The organism is Comamonas badia DSM 17552 (genome assembly GCF_000484635.1).
Lineage (GTDB): Bacteria > Pseudomonadota > Gammaproteobacteria > Burkholderiales > Burkholderiaceae_C > Comamonas_C > Comamonas_C badia.
Map to the genome: position 1 here is coordinate 23,882 of NZ_AXVM01000004.1, position 19,531 is coordinate 43,412.

16 protein-coding genes, 1 tRNA gene and 1 pseudogene are annotated in these 19,531 nt (G+C 64.7%); 6 read left to right on the plus strand and 12 right to left on the minus strand.

From position 1 onward, the window contains the following. Entirely contained in the window at positions 1 to 1,329 is a 1,329-nt protein-coding gene (locus K320_RS0109315; protein ID WP_024538571.1) for an AmpG family muropeptide MFS transporter, read from the plus strand. Between the two features lie 628 nt (positions 1,330 to 1,957). Here K320_RS0109315 and K320_RS19070 read toward each other — a convergent pair. Further along, positions 1,958 to 2,209 (minus strand): hypothetical protein, encoded by a 252-nt coding sequence (locus tag K320_RS19070; RefSeq protein WP_156913930.1) that lies wholly within the window; start codon positions 2,207 to 2,209, stop codon positions 1,958 to 1,960. Positions 2,210 to 2,365: 156 nt separating this feature from the next. On the opposite strand from K320_RS19070, the gene K320_RS19075 reads away from it, so the two are divergent. From K320_RS19075 to K320_RS0109335, 4 genes are read left to right on the plus strand one after another with little or no spacing between them, the layout of a single operon-like run. Further along, the gene (locus K320_RS19075) at positions 2,366 to 2,758 is read left to right on the plus strand and encodes a hypothetical protein (protein WP_156913932.1); all 393 of its coding nucleotides are present in this window, start codon (positions 2,366 to 2,368) and stop codon (positions 2,756 to 2,758) included. After that, entirely contained in the window at positions 2,755 to 3,882 is a 1,128-nt protein-coding gene (locus K320_RS0109325; RefSeq protein ID WP_034343146.1) for an XRE family transcriptional regulator, read from the plus strand. The genes K320_RS19075 and K320_RS0109325 overlap by 4 nt, the downstream gene beginning before the upstream one ends. Continuing rightward, positions 3,879 to 4,112: a DUF2188 domain-containing protein gene (locus K320_RS0109330; RefSeq protein WP_024538574.1), complete on the plus strand. Its 234-nt coding sequence runs from the start codon at positions 3,879 to 3,881 to the stop codon at positions 4,110 to 4,112. The genes K320_RS0109325 and K320_RS0109330 overlap by 4 nt, the downstream gene beginning before the upstream one ends. Before the next feature lie 27 nt (positions 4,113 to 4,139). Beyond that, positions 4,140 to 5,861, plus strand: coding sequence for an Eco57I restriction-modification methylase domain-containing protein (locus tag K320_RS0109335; RefSeq protein WP_211236109.1), 1,722 nt, complete (start codon positions 4,140 to 4,142; stop codon positions 5,859 to 5,861). A 23-nt stretch (positions 5,862 to 5,884) separates the two neighbouring features. Here the strand turns inward: K320_RS0109335 and K320_RS18675 are convergent. From K320_RS18675 to K320_RS0109350, 3 genes and pseudogenes are all read right to left on the minus strand, one after another. Next, positions 5,885 to 6,271, minus strand: a pseudogene (locus tag K320_RS18675) (JAB domain-containing protein); the annotation flags it as partial. A 461-nt stretch (positions 6,272 to 6,732) separates the two neighbouring features. After that, a complete protein-coding gene (locus tag K320_RS0109345; RefSeq protein WP_024538576.1) occupies positions 6,733 to 7,047 on the minus strand; it encodes a helix-turn-helix domain-containing protein in 315 nt (104 codons plus the stop codon). Beyond that, the gene (locus tag K320_RS0109350) at positions 7,040 to 7,414 is read right to left on the minus strand and encodes a type II toxin-antitoxin system RelE/ParE family toxin (protein WP_024538577.1); all 375 of its coding nucleotides are present in this window, start codon (positions 7,412 to 7,414) and stop codon (positions 7,040 to 7,042) included. Before K320_RS0109350 ends, K320_RS0109345 begins: the two co-directional genes overlap by 8 nt. Before the next feature lie 268 nt (positions 7,415 to 7,682). On the opposite strand from K320_RS0109350, the gene K320_RS0109355 reads away from it, so the two are divergent. After that, positions 7,683 to 7,928, plus strand: coding sequence for a helix-turn-helix transcriptional regulator (locus K320_RS0109355; RefSeq protein WP_024538578.1), 246 nt, complete (start codon positions 7,683 to 7,685; stop codon positions 7,926 to 7,928). On the opposite strand, the gene K320_RS0109360 is transcribed toward K320_RS0109355, so the two are convergent. The 8 genes from K320_RS0109360 to rpoC all read right to left on the minus strand — a co-directional run bounded on the left by K320_RS0109360 (position 7,912) and on the right by rpoC (position 19,469). Further along, positions 7,912 to 9,273, minus strand: a complete 1,362-nt coding sequence (locus K320_RS0109360) for a tyrosine-type recombinase/integrase (protein ID WP_024538579.1) — start codon at positions 9,271 to 9,273, stop codon at positions 7,912 to 7,914. The genes K320_RS0109355 and K320_RS0109360 overlap by 17 nt on opposite strands. 171 nt (positions 9,274 to 9,444) lie before the next feature. After that, positions 9,445 to 9,520, minus strand: a tRNA-Phe gene (locus K320_RS0109365). Between the two features lie 53 nt (positions 9,521 to 9,573). Next, complete coding sequence (locus tag K320_RS0109370) at positions 9,574 to 10,269, minus strand: response regulator (protein WP_024538580.1); 696 nt, start codon at positions 10,267 to 10,269, stop codon at positions 9,574 to 9,576. A 42-nt stretch (positions 10,270 to 10,311) separates the two neighbouring features. After that, the gene (locus K320_RS0109375) at positions 10,312 to 12,612 is read right to left on the minus strand and encodes a sensor histidine kinase (protein ID WP_024538581.1); all 2,301 of its coding nucleotides are present in this window, start codon (positions 12,610 to 12,612) and stop codon (positions 10,312 to 10,314) included. Next, on the minus strand, positions 12,609 to 13,247 hold the full coding sequence (locus K320_RS0109380) for a DUF4390 domain-containing protein (RefSeq protein WP_245593858.1): 639 nt from the start codon (positions 13,245 to 13,247) through the stop codon (positions 12,609 to 12,611). Before K320_RS0109380 ends, K320_RS0109375 begins: the two co-directional genes overlap by 4 nt. Positions 13,248 to 13,278: 31 nt before the next feature. Then, a complete protein-coding gene (gene rsmB / locus K320_RS0109385; protein WP_024538583.1) occupies positions 13,279 to 14,613 on the minus strand; it encodes a 16S rRNA (cytosine(967)-C(5))-methyltransferase RsmB in 1,335 nt (444 codons plus the stop codon). A gap of 8 nt (positions 14,614 to 14,621) precedes the next feature. After that, entirely contained in the window at positions 14,622 to 15,155 is a 534-nt protein-coding gene (locus K320_RS0109390) for a LemA family protein (protein ID WP_024538584.1), read from the minus strand. Between the two features lie 81 nt (positions 15,156 to 15,236). Further along, positions 15,237 to 19,469 carry a DNA-directed RNA polymerase subunit beta' gene (rpoC, locus tag K320_RS0109395; RefSeq protein WP_024538585.1) on the minus strand — a complete coding sequence of 1,411 codons (4,233 nt, stop codon included), beginning with the start codon at positions 19,467 to 19,469 and terminating at the stop codon, positions 15,237 to 15,239. Positions 19,470 to 19,531 lie beyond the last annotated feature (62 nt).

Consider the following 19,531-nt stretch of genomic DNA (forward strand, 5'->3'; position numbering starts at 1 on the left):
ATGGCAAGCTCTTCCCCTGAAACTCCCCGCCGCTCCTGGCTCAGCGCCTGGCGCGTCTACCTGGAACCCGCCAGCCTGCGCATGCTCGCGCTCGGCTTCTCGGCCGGGCTGCCGCTCCTGCTGGTGCTGGGCACGCTGTCATTCCGCCTGCGCGAGGCCGGCATCGACCGCACCACCATCGGCTACCTCTCCTGGGTCGGCCTGGCCTACGCCTTCAAATGGGTCTGGTCGCCGCTGGTCGATCGCCTGCCGCTGCCGCTGGCCACGCGCATCCTGGGGCGGCGGCGCAGCTGGCTGCTGCTGGCCCAGGGCCTGGTGATGGCCGGCCTGGCCGGCATGGCGCTGGCCGACCCGCGCCAGGGGCTCAATGCCATGGTCTGGTGCGCGCTGCTGGTGGCCTTTGGCTCGGCGACGCAGGACATTGCGCTCGATGCCTTCCGCATCGAATCGGCCGACGCGGATCGCCAGGCGGCGCTGGCCGCCACCTACCAGACCGGCTACCGCCTGGCCATGATCTGGGCCGGCGCCGGCGTGCTGTGGCTGGCCGCGCGCAGCGAAGACACCAGCGCCAGCGGCTACCAGGCCGGCGCCTGGGCCACGGCCTATCTGGTGATGGCGGCCAGCATGCTGGTCGGCACGCTGACCGTGCTGCTCTCGCCCGAGCCCGCGCCGCGCCCGCTGCCGCCGGCCAAGGGCCTGGCCGACTGGCTGCGCGGCGCCGTGGTCGATCCGTTTGCCGACTTCATCACCCGCTACCGCTGGCAGGCGGCGCTGATCCTTGCGCTCATCGCCATCTACCGCATCAGCGACGTCGTGATGGGCATCATGGCCAACCCGTTCTACGTGGACATGGGCTACACCAAGGACGAGGTCGCCGCCGTCACCAAGGTGTTCGGCGTCATCATGACGCTGGCGGGCGCCTTCGTCGGCGGCGTGCTCTCCATGCGCCTGGGGGTGATGCGCGTGCTGATGCTGGGCGCGGTGCTCTCGGCCGCCAGCAACCTGCTGTTCGCCTGGCTGGCGACGCAGGGGCACGATCTGACGGGGCTGATCGGCGTGATTTCGGCCGACAACCTGGCCGGTGGCATCGCATCCGCAGCGTTCATCGCATACTTATCGAGCCTCACCAACGTGCAGTACTCAGCCACGCAATACGCGCTGTTCAGCTCGATGATGCTGCTGCTGCCCAAATGGCTGGCGGGGTTTTCGGGGCAGTTTGTGGATACCTACGGGTACAGCAACTTCTTCATCGCCACCGCGCTGCTGGGCCTGCCGGTGCTGGTATTGGTGGCACTGGCAGCCAGGGTAAGAACTGGTACTCGCGCTTGAGGTGAAAAATCCACTCGCTATCCATTTCGCTGCCTGGGAAAACGAATCCCCGACATGCGGACACCACGGCACAGGGGCCGGTTTCCGGGTATGTGCCGAGGGAAATGCGCTTCTCGACACCGGCAATGCGGTACTTGAGACGCCACCACTTGCCCCAGCGGGCGAAACCTCAAGGTACAGCCCCTTTTCGTCTGTAAACCGGCGGGTTGGGGGCCGGGCAAGGCGCGCCGGATAGCGGTATCTGTCAGAGGCATTGGGGGCAACTTTTGGGGGCAGCTGCCCAAAATTTAGCAGTTGCCCCCAAAGTTGCCCCCAGACTTGATCGGCTTGGCATGGATTCCCGTGGACGCCTATGGACAAGAAAAAAGCCTTAAGCGGTTGTTTTGCTTAGGGCTTTTGCTATCGTTTAGACGCGCATGGACACGCGTGGACAGATGGATGGTGGCCTGGGGCTGGTTCGCAAAAACCTCCACAACCCGCGCCAACACTCGATTTTCTCATCTCTCCTGTTCTCTGGGTACACCTTCAGGTACACCAGACCAACCAAGAGGAACTGTGGAATCGAACCACGAGTTCTGGGCGCGATTGTCCCACGTTTCAGACCATCCGTGCACTCCCCTGAGCAAGTTCATCCAAGCAGGGGCGACACGAAGGTAACAAAGAGGGACAGCGGAATGGAAACGCCTTGGCGGGCATCTGTACCCAGTACAGCTTCTTGTTTTTTCTCCTGATTTGAGGTATAAAAACCGGAAGTTTCCGCCGTGCGGACAGAAAGCTGAACATGACGCAGGTATACGCAGAAGATGGTGCCATTGAGGATCGCTTGGCGCAATTGGGCCTCGAAGAAGATCGGCTCACCGAGGTCGTACGCCGTGGGCACCTTGCCTTCGCTTCCTGCACACCGAACGATCCTCCGCTCTACCCTGGGTTTAGTGCCTGGGCCACTATGGTCCGTGGTCTGCGTGAGTATCTGCTTCCCGCTTGGTCGCGGTGCGATGAGAACAACTATTCGCTGGTCGTTAATCCGAGTGGCACCATGGCCATCGCTGTAGCAACAGGAGACGATGCTACAGGCCGCATCGACGCCAGCCCCACAACGAAATCGTCGAAGGGACCCAGCACCGCTGACGCAGTGAACTCCAACCAGATGCAATTGGAGCTCCCCTACATTTTCGACTCCGCGCCGGTGGTAGCCGACGACGGAAGCCCTGAAGAGAAGCGCATGACTTGGATTCTCCTCGTCCATCGCGCTCACAACGAGGTCCGCTGCGAGCTCTCCTTGCCTACGTCGATGGGAACAGACGGGCGCGTCGATGGGTGGCGTGAACGGATCATCTTGAAGGCCATCCCCACCGACCCCGAGGTCATCGAGATCACACCACCCCAGCCGCTGCCCGACATCTCCGTCGACGTCAAGCGTCGGGCATGAGTGTGAACCGCCATTTCAACCCCTCCAGGCTGACCCTCGCACGCAAGCGCCGCGGACTAACAATGACCAAGCTGGCTGCCGCGGTTGGCGTGGAGCCGCGCTCGGTCTCAGCTTACGAGAAGGGTGAATTCGGCCCGGACAACGAGCGCCTGACAAAGCTGTCGTCCGCGCTCAATTTTCCCGAGTCGTTCTTCTTTGGCGACGACCTGGATGAACCCACGCCTGACATCGCCAGCTTTCGGGCACTGTCAAAGATGACAGCCGGCCAGCGCGACACGGCCCTCGGATCAGGTGCGATTGCACTGATGCTCAACGCCTGGATCGAAGCACGATTTGAACTCCCCTCATCTGACCTTCCAGACCTGAGTCGCGAAGGCAGCCCTGAAGCCGCAGCACTTGCCCTCCGCCAGCAATGGGGGCTAGGCGAGTTGCCCGTCAAGAACATGATCCACCTGCTGGAGGCGAAAGGGGTCAGAGTCTTTTCGCTCTCGGTGGACGCAGCCGAAGTCGATGCCTTCTCGATGTGGCGGCAAAGCACGCCCTTTGTGTTCCTGAACACCAAGAAATCTGCCGAGCACAGCCGCTTCGATGCGGCGCACGAGTTGGGACATCTGGTCTTGCATCGCCATGGATCACCACAAGGCAGAGAGGCCGAGCGTGAAGCGAATGCCTTTGCCTCTGCCCTGTTGATGCCCAAAGCCAGCGTTTTGGCCTACGCCCCCCGCATGGCGACTCTCGAACATCTGATTCAGCTCAAGAAGCTTTGGGGAGTCTCGGTCGCTGCACTGACATACAGGCTCCATGCAGTTGGCGTCCTGAGCGATTGGCACTACCAGTCTCTGTACATTGAGCTTTCCTCCAGAGGCTATCGAAAGAAAGAGCCTGACGAGGGAGCACGGGAAACCTCCCAGGTGCTTCAGAAGGTTTTCGCAGCATTGCGGGACGAGAGCATCTCTCGCAGAGACATTGCCAGCGAGCTGCACGTCGCGGCAGAAGAGCTAGATCAACTGGTGTTCGGGCTCGCGCTCACAGGGCTCAATGGCAGCAGAAACAACGGAGACGGTAAGGCCAGGAAACCGCCTCAACTTCATGTCGTGAGCACTTCAAAGGAGATACGCAGATGACCAAAAAGGACATTCATGTAGTGCCGCACGAAAACGGCTGGGCCACCAAGAGAGAAGGGGCGGGACGAGCAGGTGTCGTCGTCGATACACAGAAGGAAGCCATTGGCCGGGCCCGCCAGCAGGCAATGCGAGAGCGCGTGGAAGTTGTGATCCACAAGCGAGATGGAACGATCCGCGATAGCGACAGCTATGGCAACGACCTGCATCCGCCCAAAGACAAAAAGCATTGAGCTTCATCAGCAGACCGGATTGCTTGCATGCCGCCCCAAATAGCCGTACGCCAGCGTGCGTTCCCCGACCTCTGCCCCATCACGGCGGCTGTTGAAGCGCTGTCCAACGCAGGCGGTATCGAAGAGCGAGGAGCGATCTTCACTCGCCGTGAGGTCGTGGACTTCATCCTGGACCTGGTCGGATACCGCACTGACCGCCCCTTGCACGAACTTCGGCTGCTGGAGCCGTCGTTTGGAGACGGCGACTTTCTGCTTCCGGCCATAGACCGCCTGCTGGCAGCGTGGAAGGCAGCAGCAATGCCTCCTCCTCAGGAAACGCTTGGCGACTGCATCCGCGCCGTCGAGCTCCACCGCAGTACTTTCGAGCGCACCCATGCGGCGGTAGTCGCACGCCTCGCTGGCCACGGCATCGCGGCCAGCTCTGCCGAAGCCATCGCTAACCGCTGGATGGTGCATGGGGATTTCCTGCTGGCCGAGCTGCCAGACAGCTTCGATGTTGTGGTCGGCAACCCGCCTTACGTGCGGCAGGAAATGATCCCGGGTGTCCTGCTAGCGGAATACCGCAACCGATATGCCACCATCTACGACCGGGCCGACTTGTACATTCCGTTCATCGAACGCTCCCTACGCCTGCTTTCGCGTGCAGGTGTACTCGGCTTCATCTGCGCAGATCGTTGGATGAAGAACCGCTACGGCGGACCGTTGCGCGCACTGATCGCGAAAGAGTTCCACCTAAAGGCCCATGTCGATATGACCGACACACCGGCCTTCCATGCCGACGTGATTGCCTACCCAGCCATCACGATCATCACTCGGGAGAAGCCTGGGACAACGCGCTTGGCACACCGACCCAGGATCGACGGTCTCGTCCTGAGTAGCTTGGCTCGCCAGCTAACGACACTTGAAGCCCCGCAAAATGGCGGTGAGGTGCGTGAACTCCATGGCGTCGCGGTCGGCGACAACCCTTGGTTGCTGGAATCAGCGGACCAGCTCTCCCTGGTGCGCCGACTGGAGCAGGATTTCCCCCCGATCGAAGAGGTTGGCTGCAAGGTCGGCATCGGTGTCGCTACGGGTGCGGATCAGGCATTCATCGGTCCCTACGACGAACTCGATGTAGAGGATGATCGCAAACAACCACTGGTCATGACCCGAGACATCCAGAATGGCACGGTGGAGTGGCGTGGGCTCGGCGTCATCAATCCCGCTGCAGATGAAGGTGGTTTGGTGGATCTGGATCGCTACCCACGTCTGAAACGCTATCTCGATACCCGCAAGGACATCCTCAGCCAGCGCCACTGCGCGCAGAAGACACCAGGCCACTGGTACAAGACCATCGATCGCATCACGCCGTCGCTGACACGCACGCCCAAGCTCTTGATACCCGACATCAAGGGAGAAGCGCACATCGTCTACGAAGAAGGTCGTCTGTACCCGCATCACAACCTGTACTTCATTACCGCAGAACAATGGGATCTCCGAGCCCTGCAGGCGGTGCTGCTCTCACGTATTGCCCGCTTGTTCGTCGCGACCTACTCGACGCGCATGAGGGGGGGCTTCCTGCGGTTCCAGGCGCAGTATCTGCGGCGGATTCGGATTCCCCGCTGGACAGATGTTCCCACGACACTTCGCGGCAAGCTGATCAATGCCGCCATTGCCCGCGACCTCGAAGCCTGCAATGCACATGCCTTTGAACTGTACGGATTGACCAAACAAGAACAGGCTGCATTGGGAGGCGCTACATGTCCTTGATGCGCCAAAGACTCGGCCGCGCCCGAAGGGTGGTTGTGCACCAGCAGCAGCGCCGCCGTGTTGCGCACCAAAGCCTCCTTCACGATCTCGCGCGGATACACCGACGTCTGGCTCACCGTGCCTCGGAACATCTCCACGTAGTCCAGCACTTGGAACTGCGTGTCCAGGTGAACGACCGCGAAGACCTCATGCGATAAACCACCCAGCCGCACCCGCAGGAAGTCCCGGACTGCCGTCGGCGAAGCCAGCACCTGGCTGCCGCGCACCCGGCCTGCCAGCACCCGCTGCGCGGCCAGCAGCACCTCGTGCGCCGCCGCCGGCCGGTACTCACCAGCACGGTCGCAGACCATCAGCGACGACGGAGGAACGGCAACGAAAGAATCGAGGGAAAAAAACAGATCGTGCGTCATGACAGACTCCAGTGATCAGGCGGGATTGCCCGAGACCGGAGATGGCACGCCGCAGCGCAACGGTCACAGGTTCGCAGACGGCCAAAGGACGCCAGCGTGCAGCGCACGCGCAGACCTTGAGCGCGAGAACGGTGTGACAGGATGGAGGGAACCAGCAAGCCAGCCCACACCGCCACGCAACCCAAATGGCAAGCGCAGCGCGCAGGCCAAAGGCCGGAGGCGTGAAGGATCGGAGCCAGGGAGGCCAAGACGGCGGAAAGCCGGCTCGGGGCGCAGCCCGCAGAGCCTGACGACAGGCACTGCCGGCACGCGCAGGCCTCAAAGCCAATCTTCTTGGAGGAACCGTTAGTTCAACAATGCTTTGCCTGTGGAGGCACGTAGCACGCTATGTCGCGCTGATGCGGCGCAGACAAGTAGTTCTTGCCGCAATGTTCAGACCAATCAAACGCAGGCCCTCCGCATCACGCCATGATTTCCAGACCACGCTCCTGCACCAGGTGAAGCAGCTTTAGCGCGGTGCCCGTGGGGCGCTTCTGGCCGATCTCCCACTTCTGGACGGTGGAGGTGCTGGTGTTGAGCAGCCGGGCAAAGACAGCCTGGCTGACCCGGGAGCTTTCGCGGATCTGCTTGATTTCCTCGGGCTTCAAGGGCTCGACGGGAGGCAGGCACAGGCGGTCGAACTCGCGCAGCGTGACCTGATCCATCACGCCGGCCTTGTGCAGCCCTTGGGCCGTCTCATGGACGGCTTCGAGAATCGCCGATTTGGTCTTACGCATCGCAGTTCACCTCAACAATTTCGCCTGCACGCTGTGCTTGGTCGAGCGCCTCGGCCGTCATCGACAGCAGATGGGCCGCCAACTTCTTCAAGGCCTCTTCTTCGTCCTTGTCGATGTTGCTGCGCTCGTTCTTCGGAAAGCCGAACACGAAGACCCAGCGGTCTCCCCGGTTCGTGGCGACCAGCGTGCGAAAGCCGCCGCTCTTTCCCTGGCCAGGCCGAGCCACCCGCTTCTTGACCAGGCCGCCGCCGAGGTCGGCATCGACCAGGCCAGCGGCCATCTCGCGCACCGCTGCGCAGAGGATGGCCGCTGGCAGACCCTGCTTGCGTGCCCAGCGGTCAAACCAGCGGGTGTTGTAGATCGACATTCGGCCGTTCCAATAAAGTCATTTTATAGCACTCAGTGCTATATATCAAATCAGGTGGACGCGAGGGTAAGGCCGCGGGTGCACCTGCTTGGCAAGGCAGCCCACCACGCCACACACCCGCCTTGGCAGGCGCCGCCCTTCCTGGCCAGCGCAGGAAGCAGGCCGGCTCTGTGGCCGGCTTGTACAGGGTGCGCTCTCCTGCGCTCCCTTGGGTTTGTCTGAACCCGAGGGAGACGCATCCTGCCGGCATCCCCGACAAGGAACTGCCATGCTCTTTCATCAGACCCTCCCCAAGCCCAATCCTTCCAAAGCCCCGCCGGCCTTCTACCGCCTGCGCGACGTGATGCGCATCTGCGCGCTCAGCCGCTCGACGGTCTATCGGCGCATTGCGGAAGGCCGCTTCCCCGCTCCGGTCCACCTGGGAGGCCGTGCCTCGGCCTGGGCCAGTGCCGACCTTCAGGCGTGGATCGACGATCCGAACGGCTACGGGAAGGCGGCTACGCTGCCATCCTGAAACCCTCGCCCTCGCTGCGCGCCAGGCCGGCAAACGAGGCTGAAACATCGATCAGTGCGTGTGGCGCGCCATCAAGCTGGCGCAAGTCGCGCACCGGCCCGACCGGCTTGCCTGCGGCAAGATGGTCCAGCAGGTCCGCCCAGACCTGGATCATCCGGCGGCGCTGCTCGAAGTGCGTCGTCCGGTCGTAGCTGCTACCCAGTTCCTCGTCCGACACGTGCGCCAAGTGCCGCTCGATCACCTCGCGGTCCCAGCCCAGCAGTTCGCGGATCAGGGTGCGCGCCGTGGCGCGGAACCCGTGCCCTGTGATCTGCTCCTTCGTGTCGTAGCCCAGCGTGCGCAAGGCGCTGTTGACGGTGTTGTCGCTCATGTAGCGCGTCTTCTCCGAACGCTTGGCCATGCTCTTGAAGATCGGCCCGGTGGGGCCGGTCAGCGGAAGAAGATCGCGCAGGATGGCGACAGCCTGGGTCGGCAGCGGTACGAGGTGGGCCGGCGTGCGGCTATCGCGCTTCTTCCACTCCCGCAGCTTCATCTTCTCCGGCGGGCAGCGCCACACCGCCTGATCGAGGTCCACGTTCTCCCAATGCACTAGGCGCAACTGGCCGGGACGTTGGAAGAGCAAAGGCGAAAGCTGCAAGGCCGCACGGGTGATGACGTTGCCGCTGTAGCCTTGAATGTCCCGCAGCAACTGCCCCAGTTCCTGGGGATCGGTGATGGCCGCGTAGTGGCGGCCACGCGGCGCCGGCAGGCCGCCGGTACCCTTGTTCACGAAGTTTTGCCCGGGCCTCAGTGTCCCCACGTCCACCGCGTACTGGAACACGTGCTGCACCGCTTCGCGCACGCGCTGTGCCGTCTCCAGGTGGCCGCGCTCCTTGATGCGATGCAGGCAGCGAACCACTTCCGTGGGGGCGATGGCATCCACCGCCAGCGCGCCAATCCACGGGAAGATGTGCAGTTCCAGGTGGCGTATCACCTTCTGGGCATAGCCGTCCGACCACTCCTGGTCCTTCTTCGCCTGGGCGTGCCAGGCGCGGGCCGTCAGTTCGAAGGTGTTCATGCGGGAAACGCGCTCGCGCTCCTCTGCCACCCGGCGCGCCTCCCGGGGGTCGATGCCGTCAGCGCGCTTCTCGGCTTCGGCGCGCGCTTTCTTGCGCGCCGCCGCGAGCGACACCACCGGATAGTGGCCGAGGCTCAGTTTGGCCTCTTTGCCGAACTGCTTGTAGCGGTAGACCCAAACCTTGCCGGTCGGCCGGATGCGAAGGTAAAGACCCTCGCCGTCCGCCAGCAGGTATTCCTTGTCACGCTGCGCTGCTGCCTTGATCTGAAGCTCGCTGAGTTGTCCCATGGTGTACCCAAAATCGACTGCGGTTGAAAAGCAGTCTGGGGTACACCGATGGGTACACGCAAGAACAGGATTTTGTGAGATTGAACGATACCACTTGAGCCGCCTTTTTAGGCTAAGTCCATGATTTTCAAGGACTTTTTAGCTGTCTTGGGATCGTCTGAGAAGAGGGGGTGGTGGCCTGGGGCGGAATCGAACCACCGACACAAGGATTTTCAATCCTCTGCTCTACCGACTGAGCTACCGGGCCAGAGGGCGTGATTATAGGGGGAAAAGCAATGGTTTCCGTCGAATCCCAGTGCTTCAGTTGCCGCGCTTGTTGCGCCCCAGGTCAACGCCCAGCTGGCGCAGCTTGCGATAGAGGTGGGTGCGCTCGAGTCCGGTCTTTTCGGCGACGCGGGTCATGGAGCCGCCTTCGCGCGCGAGGTGGAATTCGAAATAGGCTTTCTCAAACCCATCGCGCGCCTCGCGCAGCGGCCGATCAAGGTCGAAGCCCTGGTGCGGCAGGGGACCGGGTTCCGGTTCGAGCTCTGGCAGCGCTGCTCCGGCAAGGGCAGCAGCAGCGCCCATGGGCACCCCCGTGCCAGCAGGCAAACTGCCGCGCGCACCATTGTTCGTCTTGGCCGTCCCTGAGGGGGTGCGGCTCAGGCCCTGTTCGACGGCCTTGAGGAGTTTTTGCAGGGTGATGGGTTTTTCGAGAAACGAGAACGCACCGATGCGCGTGGCTTCGACAGCCGTCTCTATCGTGGCGTGACCGCTCATCATGATGACGGGCATGGTGAGCTGCCCGCAGGTCGACCACTCCTTCAGCAAAGAGACGCCGTCGGTATCGGGCATCCAGATGTCGAGCAGCACCAGGTCATAGCGGCCCGCCTCGCGCGCGGCCCGTGCCTGGCCTGCGTTTTCGGCGAGATCAACGCTATGGCCTTCGTCATTGAGGATTTCGGACAGCAGGTCGCGTATCCCCAACTCGTCATCGACCACCAGAATATTTGCCATGTCTTTCAGTGCGCCCTCTCGGTTCGCTGCGGAGGTCTTTTGTCAGGTGGCCCCCTGCTGCGCCGCCTCGAATGATAGCGAGACTTGCGCACCGTGAATCACGCCATCCTCGACACGATTGGAGATATCGACGCGGGCGCGGTGCTCCAGGGCAATTTTCTTGACCACCGCCAGGCCCAGCCCCGTGCCATGGGGCTTGGTGGTGACGTAGGGCTCGAATGCACGGCGCAGGATGTGCTCCGGAAATCCGGGGCCGCTGTCGCTCACGGTCAGGCGTACGCGATGCGTCGCGGCGTTCCAGGCGGTGCGCAGGCAGACCGGCGATGACGGCTGCCGGGATTGGGCGCTCGCCTGCGCACTCGCATCCTGGGCGTTTTGCAGCAGGTTGTGCACGACCTGGCGCAGTTGCTGCGCGTCGCCTGCCACCCAGGGGCATGCAGGATCAAGCTCGGCGCGGACGGGCACCGTCGCGTTCTCTTCGCCGTACAGGTGCAGCACGTCGCTGACCAGCGCGTTGAGGTCCAAGGGGTGCAATTGCGCGGAAGGCAGGCGGGCGTAGTCGCGAAACTCATTGACCAGGCGCTTCATCGCATCGACCTGCTCGACGATGGTGTTGACCGACTTGGCGAGGATGGCCTGTTCGGCCGACGCAAGCTTGCCTTCGAGTTTCAGTGCCAGGCGCTCGGCCGACAGCTGGATGGGGGTCAGCGGGTTCTTGATTTCATGCGCCAGGCGCCGCGCCACCTCGCCCCAGGCCTGGGTACGCTGGGCCGAGACGATCTCCGAGATATCGTCAAACACCAGCAGCCGCGCATTGCCGGGCAGCTCCGCGCCGCGCGCCACCAGGCTGATGCCCTCGCTGGCCAGGCCTGCAGTGGCGCTGCTGGCGCCATGCAGATCGAAGGCGTGCTGCCAATGATCGAGCCCATGGTGATCCATGCTGCCCAGAAAGGCCTCGAACTGCTGCTGCACGGCCTGCGCGAAGGCGCCGAGCTCGGGCACGTCCGCCAGGGGCTTGCCCTGCCAGGCCGCCAGCGGCACTTTCAGGATGCGGGTGGCGCCCGGGTTGGTGGTGCGGATGTGGCCGCGCGCATCCATGACGATGACGCCGGCGGTCAGGTTGTCCAGAATGGTCTGCAGCCGCGCACGCGCGCCATCGAGCTGCTGCATGCTGCGGTCCGCGGCGCCGCGCGCATCGGCGAGCTGCTGCGTCATCAGCGCGAACGCGCGCGTGAGCTCGCCGAGCTCGTCATGGCTCTCCAGCGCCGCCTTGGGTGCGAGGTTGCCGGCGGCCACTTCGCGCACGCCGTCCGCCAGCACCAGCAGCGGGCGCGCCAGCTGGTTGCCAAGCACCACCGCCAGCAGCACGGCACCGAAAACGGCCAGAAACAGGCTGAGCGTGAGCGTGCCGATGTACATGCGGCGCAAGCCCACGCGCGCCAGCGAGCGCTCCTGGTATTCGCGGTTGGCCTGCTGCACCGCCAGTGCATTGGTGACCAGGGCGGGCGGCAGCTCAAGCGTGGCTTCCAGATAGCGCGGCTCGGCCAGCAGGCCGACGCGCGGATTGCCCACCAGCACCAGCACCCGCACGCGCGCATGCAGGTCCGGCCCAGGCTCGGTCACATCATCCAGCCCTTCGATTTGCCACGCCACCCGCTGTTGCTGCGCCTGGCGCTGCATCTGCGGGCCGGGGCGCTCGGGATTGAGCGTGAGCAGCGATTTGCCGGCGCTGGCCAGCGCCTGGCCCGCAGCGCTCCAGAGAATGAGGTCGCTGGCGCCCAGCTGGTCGCGCATGCGTTCCAGCACCAGGCCCGCGCCGGCATCGGGCACGTTCACCAGCTGGCTGCTGGCGCTGCGCGTGTTGGCGGCCATGTCCCCGGCGATGGTGTCCAGCGTGGTGCGTGCCAGATTCACACCGGCGTTGAGCGCGCCTTCCACCTCCACATCGAACCAGGTTTCTATGGACCGCGAAACGAACTGGTAGGACACGACGTAGATGAGCACCCCCGGCACCACGCCAACCAAGGCGAAGATGGCAGCCAGCTTGAGCAGCAGGCGGCTGCCGAAGCGTCCCTTGCGCAAGCGCAGCAGCAGCCGCACGCCACCCCAGACGAGCACCGCCAGCAGCACCGCGGCAACCAGCACATTGACCGCGACCAGCCAGCTGAAATTGCGCTCGTACAGGGCCCGGTTGTTCGTCGCCAGTGTCAGCAAAAACAGCAGCACGATGGCGATCGCCGACATGAGGCCTGCACCCAGCCCCAGCGCCCAGCGCAGGCCGCGTGCACGGTTTTCCTCGCGGCGTGCGGAGCCTGCCGGGCGCACCGGCGCATTGCTGTTCATGAGCCTTCCTTCAAGCCGCCGTCCGGCTCCGCGGCGCTGGCAGCCGGCACCGGGCTGCTCGCTTCCAGCTGCAGCGTCCAGTTCGCGCCGCCCACCGCTCCCCATTGCAAGGGGCGCGGCAACTGGGAGGTATCGAGCCGGTACTGCAGCCGGGCGGTATAGGACGTGTCCGCATCGAGCTCACCGGCCTCCGCGATCTGCCAGCGGGAGATGCGCTGCATCGCCGCCAGTGCGTCCTCAAGATCATCGTAGTTTTGCCCCAGCACCACGCCCAGTCCGCTCGCCGCGATCGGCTCGGACGATTGCGCCAGGCGCCAGCGGCGCGTCAGCGGCTGATAGCTCAGACGCCAGTAGCGCATGGCGCGCGCCTGGGTCTTGTCGCTCCAGTACCAGCGGTGGCGCAGCACCTGGGCATCGGCCACGAAGTGCATGGCGATGCCTTTGCGCAGCGCGTCTTCCACCGCCCCGGGCAGCCGCAGGTTCAGCGTGGCGGAGACAAACACCCCTTCGCTGGTGCGCTGCACCTGCAGCTGCAGCGAGCGCGGCGCCTCTTGCGCCCATGCCGCGCCCTGCAGCAGGCACAGCACCATCGCCATCGCCATCGCCATCGCCATCGCCATCAGCGCATGCAGCATCCGCCGGGCCGGGCTGGCGCCCCGCCTGGTGTCATGCCGGCTTGCGCAGCAACGCATAAAAGAAACCATCGCGCTCACCCCCCGCATTGTCCGGGACGGCGCCCCGCGCAGGCGGCGGCACGGGCAACAAATGGCCGGGAGAGGGCATCCGGCGGGCATCACTGTGGCGCGCAAGAAACGCCGCCACCTGCTCATCCCCCTCGGCGCGAAAAACCGAACAGGTGCAATAGAGCAGCCGGCCACCCGCGCGCAGCCGCGGCCACAGCGCCTCCAGCAAGCGCGCCTGCTGGGCCGCGAGCTGAGCAATATCGCCTTCCCGGCGCAGCCATCGCACATCGGGATGGCGGCGCACGATGCCGGATGCCGTGCACGGCGCATCCAGCAGGATGGCGTCAAAGGGCGCGCCCCCAGCCTGCTGCCACCAGCTATCAGGCTCAGCCGCATCCGCCACCAGCACCTGCGCCCGCAGGCCCAGGCGCCGCAGGTTTTCGTGGATGCGCGCCGCGCGGGCTGCATCCACTTCCAGCGCCGTGACGCTCCAATGCGCGCCGCGCGCCGCGGCCCAATCGAGCAGGTGCACCGTCTTGCCGCCGGGCGCGGCACAGGCATCGAGCAGGCGCAGCGGCTGGGTGACATCCAGCCCCTGCAGCAGCAGGGGCGCAGCCAGCTGGGCCGCGGCATCCTGCACCGAGAACAATCCCTCGGCATAGCCCGGCAGCTGCGCCACCGGCACCGCTTGCGGCAGCGCCAGGGCGGAAGCACCCGCCGCATGACTATCAATATTGATAGCTGATAGCGCTTGCTGGTACTGCGCCAGAGTGGTCTTTGATTCAGATATGCGCACGATCAGCGACGGCCGAACGTCCGCGGCCGCAACGATGGCCTGCCACTGCCGGGGGTGGTCTTGGCGCAGGCGCCGCAGCCACCACGCCGGATGGTTGAAGCGCGCGACCTCGTCCGCATCGGTGGCGGCAAGCAGCGCTTCACGCTCACGCAAAAACCGCCGCAGGCAGGCGTTGATGAAGCCCGATTGCGCGCGCAGGCGCGGATGGTGCTTGGCGGCCTCGACGGCCTGGCTGACGAGAACGAAGGGTTCATAAGGCGCATCTGGCGCATGGCAGACCAGCGCCAGCGCCGTGCACAGCAGCGCATCCGCATCGGCCGCTGGCGGGCGCGCCACCAGCTTGCGCCGCAAGGCCTGCGCGCGCCCCCACTGCCGCAAGGCCTGGAACAGCAGCGCCTGCACCCCGGGCCGCAACGGCGCCGGCACGCTGGCGAGTGCCGGCGTGGCCGAAGCTCCCTCGCGCACGGCGCGCAACGCGCCAGCGGTGGCCAGCAGCAGTCGCCACAGGGGCGGAGCGGACATGGGGGCGTTCACAGGCTCTGCGTCTTTCGAAAGCCGAACAGCCACGCCAGCACGCTGGCAGGGAATTGCGCGATCGCCGCGTTGTAGCGTTCGACGGCGGCGTTGAAGGCTTGCAGCGTAGGCAAGGTCTGCTGGCGCAGTCCTTCGCGCTGGCGCGCCCACGGCTGCTGGTCTGGCGCCGCGCCCTGCGGCGCGTCTTTGCCCATCAGCGACAACCAGGCACTCTCCAGCGCCTGGGCGCCAGCACCCAGCGCGGCGATCGCATTGCCATCGAGCGGCTGGGCTCGCGCGACCGCCAGGGAAGCGCCGAACTGGCTGGTCGCCGCCTGGACGGCCGCACGCGCTGCGTCGGGCTCTTCACCGGTCTCGTGCGGCGCCGACTGGCAGTCGCCCGCCAGCGCAATCCAGCGCACATAAAAGGTATCGAGCGCGCCGAAGGCCTGCAAGACGGCAGAGCGCAAGCGGATCAGGCGGTTATACGCACCGACCGCCCAGAACAAAAAAAGTGCCAGCACCACGGCCAGCCAGGGAGTCCAGGTCATCGCAAAAAAACCATTCACAAAAACCAAAATGGCCCGCCGACTGTAGAGCTCGGCGGGCCTGGGCCTCAGCGGCAGTCCGTTTTACTGCGCCGCTTCGCTGTCCCCTTCGTGCGCAACGGCGGCCACTTCGCCATCCGCGCCGGCGGCGAGCTCCTGCGCCTCCGCCTCGTCGATGGCGCGGCGCTCGGCCTCGTCCATCGCGTCCTTGACTTTGCGCGCCTGGTGGTAGGCCAGGCCCGTCCCGGCCGGGATCAGGCGGCCGACGATGACGTTCTCCTTGAGCCCGCGCAGCTCGTCGCGCTTGCCCATGATGGCCGCCTCGGTCAGCACGCGGGTAGTTTCCTGGAACGACGCGGCGGAGATGAAGCTGTCGGTGGACAGCGACGCCTTGGTGATGCCCAGCAGCAGGTTGGTGAAGGTCGCCGGGATCTTGCCGTCCTTCTGCAGCGCCTCGTTGGTGTTGAGCACCTCCGAGCGCTCGACCTGCTCGCCCAGGATATAGGTCGATTCGCCCGGGTTGTCGATCACGACGCGGCGCAGCATCTGGCGCACGATCACCTCGATGTGCTTGTCGTTGATCTTCACGCCCTGCAGACGGTAGACGTCCTGCACCTCATCGACGATGTAGCGCGCCAGCTCTTCGATGCCCAAGAGGCGCAGGATGTCCTGCGGATCGGCCGGGCCATCGACGATGTGCTCGCCCTTGTTCACCACCTGGCCTTCGTGCACCAGCATGTTCTTTTCCTTGGGCACGAGTTCGTCCCAGACATGGCCGTCCGGATCGGTGATCTGCAGCCGCACCTTGCCCTTGGTTTCCTTGCCGAAGGAGATGGTGCCGGTCATCTCGGCCAGCATGCCCTTGTCCTTGGGGCTGCGGGCTTCGAAGAGCTCGGCCACACGCGGCAGACCGCCGGTGATGTCGCGCGTCTTCTGGCCTTCGACCGGAATGCGCGCCAGCACCTCGCCGGGGCCCACGTCCTGGCCGTCGCGCACCTGGATCAGCGCGCCCACCTGGAAGCCGATGGCCACCGCATGGTCGGTGCCCGGGATCTTCACCTCGTTGCCGGCGGCATCGATGAGCTTGACCAGCGGACGCACCACCTTGGCCGAACCGCGGCGCTTGGGATCGATCACCACCAGCGTGGACAGGCCGGTGACCTCGTCCACCTGCTTGGCCACGGTCAGGCCCTCTTCGATGTTCTCGAACTTCACGCGGCCCGCGTACTCGGTGATGATGGGGCGCGTGAGCGGGTCCCAGTGCGCCAGCGGCGTACCGGCCTTGATCTGCTGGTCGGCCTTCACCGTCAGCGTGGCGCCGTAGGGCACGCGATGGCGTTCACGCTCGCGGCCGTGCTCGTCGTGGATCACGATTTCGCCCGAACGCGCGATCACCACCAGCTCGCCCTTGGAGTTGGTGACGTAGCGCATCGTGGTGTTGAAGCCCACGTTGCCGTTGCTCTTGGCTTCCACGCCCGAGGCCACCGCCGCGCGCGACGCGGCACCACCAATGTGGAAGGTGCGCATGGTCAGCTGCGTGCCCGGCTCGCCGATGGACTGCGCGGCGATCACGCCCACGGCCTCGCCGAGGTTGATCAGGCCGCCGCGACCCAGGTCGCGGCCATAGCACATCGAGCACAGGCCGTAGCGCGTGTCGCAGGTCAGCGGCGTGCGCACCTTGACCTCGTCCACGCCGGCACTTTCCAGACCGTCGATCACGTCCTCGGACAGCAGCGTGCCGGCGCCGACCAGCACCGCGTGGGTCTCGGGGTGCAGCACGTCATCGGCGGCGACACGGCCCAGGATGCGATCGCGCAGCGATTCGATGACCTCGCCGCCCTCGACCACCGCGCGCATCAGCGCGCCGTTGTGCGTGCCGCAATCGTTCTCGGTCACCACCAGGTCCTGCGTCACATCCACCAGGCGGCGCGTGAGGTAGCCGGAGTTGGCGGTCTTGAGCGCCGTATCCGCCAGGCCCTTGCGCGCGCCGTGCGTGGAGATGAAGTACTGCAGCACGTTCAGGCCTTCACGGAAGTTGGCCGTGATCGGCGTCTCGATGATCGAGCCGTCGGGCTTGGCCATCAGGCCGCGCATGCCGGCGAGCTGACGAATCTGCGCCGCCGAGCCGCGGGCGCCCGAGTCGGCCATCATGTAGATCGAGTTGAACGATTCCTGATCGACCTGCTTGCCGTGGCGATCCAGGGTCTTCTCGACCTTGAGCTGGTCCATCATCACGCGCGAGACGTCGTCGCCCGCCTTGCCCCAGATGTCCACCACCTTGTTGTAGCGCTCACCGGCGGTGACCAGACCCGAGACATACTGCTGCTCGATCTCCTTCACTTCCTTCTCGGCGCGACCGATGATTTCGGCCTTCTGCGGCGGCACCAGCATGTCGTCCACGCAGATCGAGATGCCGGCATGCGTCGCCAGGCGGAAGCCGTTCTGCAGCAGCTTGTCGGCGAACACCACGGTGTCCTTGAGGCCGCACTTGCGGAAGGACGCATTGATGAGGCGCGAGATTTCCTTCTTCTTGAGCGCCTTGTTCAGGTTGCTGAAGGCCAGACCCTTGGGCAGGATCTCGGAGAGCAGGGCGCGGCCCACGGTGGTATCGACCAGGTTCACCACCGGCTCGAACGCGCCGCTGTCCTTGTCCTTGTTCCACTCGGTCAGGCGCACGCGGATCTTGCTGGTGAGCTCGACCTCGCCCGCGTCCAGCGCGCGCTGCACTTCGGCCAGATCCATGAACGCCATGCCCTCGCCCTTGCCATTGATGCGCTCGCGCGTGGCGTGGTACAGGCCCAGCACCACGTCCTGCGACGGCACGATCGAGGGCTCGCCCGAGGCCGGGAACAGCACGTTGTTCGATGCCAGCATCAGCGTGCGGGCTTCGAGCTGCGCCTCGACCGACAGCGGCACGTGCACAGCCATCTGGTCGCCGTCGAAGTCGGCGTTGAAGGCGGCGCAGACCAGCGGGTGCAGCTGAATCGCCTTGCCTTCGATCAACATCGGCTCAAACGCCTGGATGCCCAGGCGGTGCAGCGTAGGTGCGCGGTTGAGCATGATGGGGTGCTCGCGGATCACCTCTTCGAGGATGTCCCACACCACCGGCGTGCCGCTTTCCACCTCCTTCTTCGCCGCCTTGATGGTGGTGGCGATGCCCATGGCTTCCAGGCGCGAGAAGATGAAAGGCTTGAAGAGTTCGAGCGCCATCAGCTTGGGCAGACCGCACTGGTGCAGCTTGAGCTGCGGGCCCACGGTGATCACCGAGCGGCCCGAATAGTCCACCCGCTTGCCCAGCAGGTTCTGGCGGAAGCGCCCGCCCTTGCCCTTGATCATGTCGGCCAGGGACTTGAGCGCGCGCTTGTTCGCCCCCGTCATCGCCTTGCCGCGGCGGCCGTTGTCCAGCAGGCTGTCCACGGCCTCCTGCAGCATGCGCTTTTCGTTGCGCGCGATGATTTCCGGCGCCTTCAGTTCCAGCAGGCGGCGCAGGCGGCTGTTGCGGTTGATGACGCGGCGGTACAGGTCATTCAAGTCGGATGTGGCAAAACGCCCGCCGTCCAGCGGCACCAGCGGACGCAGGTCCGGCGGCAGCACCGGCAGCACTTCCAGGATCATCCACTCGGGCTTGATGCCGGATTTCTTGAAGGCTTCGAGCACCTTCAGGCGCTTGGTGTTCTTCTTGACCTTGGCTTCCGAACCCGTCAGATCGCCGCGCAGACGCTCGATTTCCGGCTCCAGGTCGATACCCTGCAGCAGGTCCTTGATGCCCTCGGCGCCCATCTTGGCGATGAATTCGTCGCCGTACTCGGCCACCTTGGCGTCGTAGTCGTCCTCGCTCATGATGCTGCCCTTCTTGAGCGGCGTCATGCCCGGGTCGGTCACCACGTAGGCTTCGAAGTACAGCACGCGCTCGATGTCGCGCAGCGTCATGTCCAGCACCAGGCCCAGGCGCGAAGGCAGGCTCTTGAGGAACCAGATGTGCGCGCACGGCGCGGCTAGGTCGATGTGGCCCATGCGCTCGCGGCGCACCTTGGCCTGCGTCACTTCCACGCCGCACTTCTCGCAGATCACGCCGCGGTGCTTCAGGCGCTTGTACTTGCCGCACAGGCACTCGTAGTCCTTGATCGGGCCAAAAATTTTGGCGCAGAACAGGCCGTCGCGCTCGGGCTTGAAGGTGCGGTAGTTGATGGTCTCCGGCTTCTTGACTTCACCGAAAGACCAGGAGCGGATTTTTTCGGGCGACGCCAGGCCGATCTTGATGGCGTCGAAGTGTTCATCGGGCGTGAATTGCTTGAACAGGTCGAGTAGCGATTTCATGTGACTCTTTCCCTTGCATCAAAAATAATAGTTGCTGGCGCTTGTCAACAAACGATTTCAGG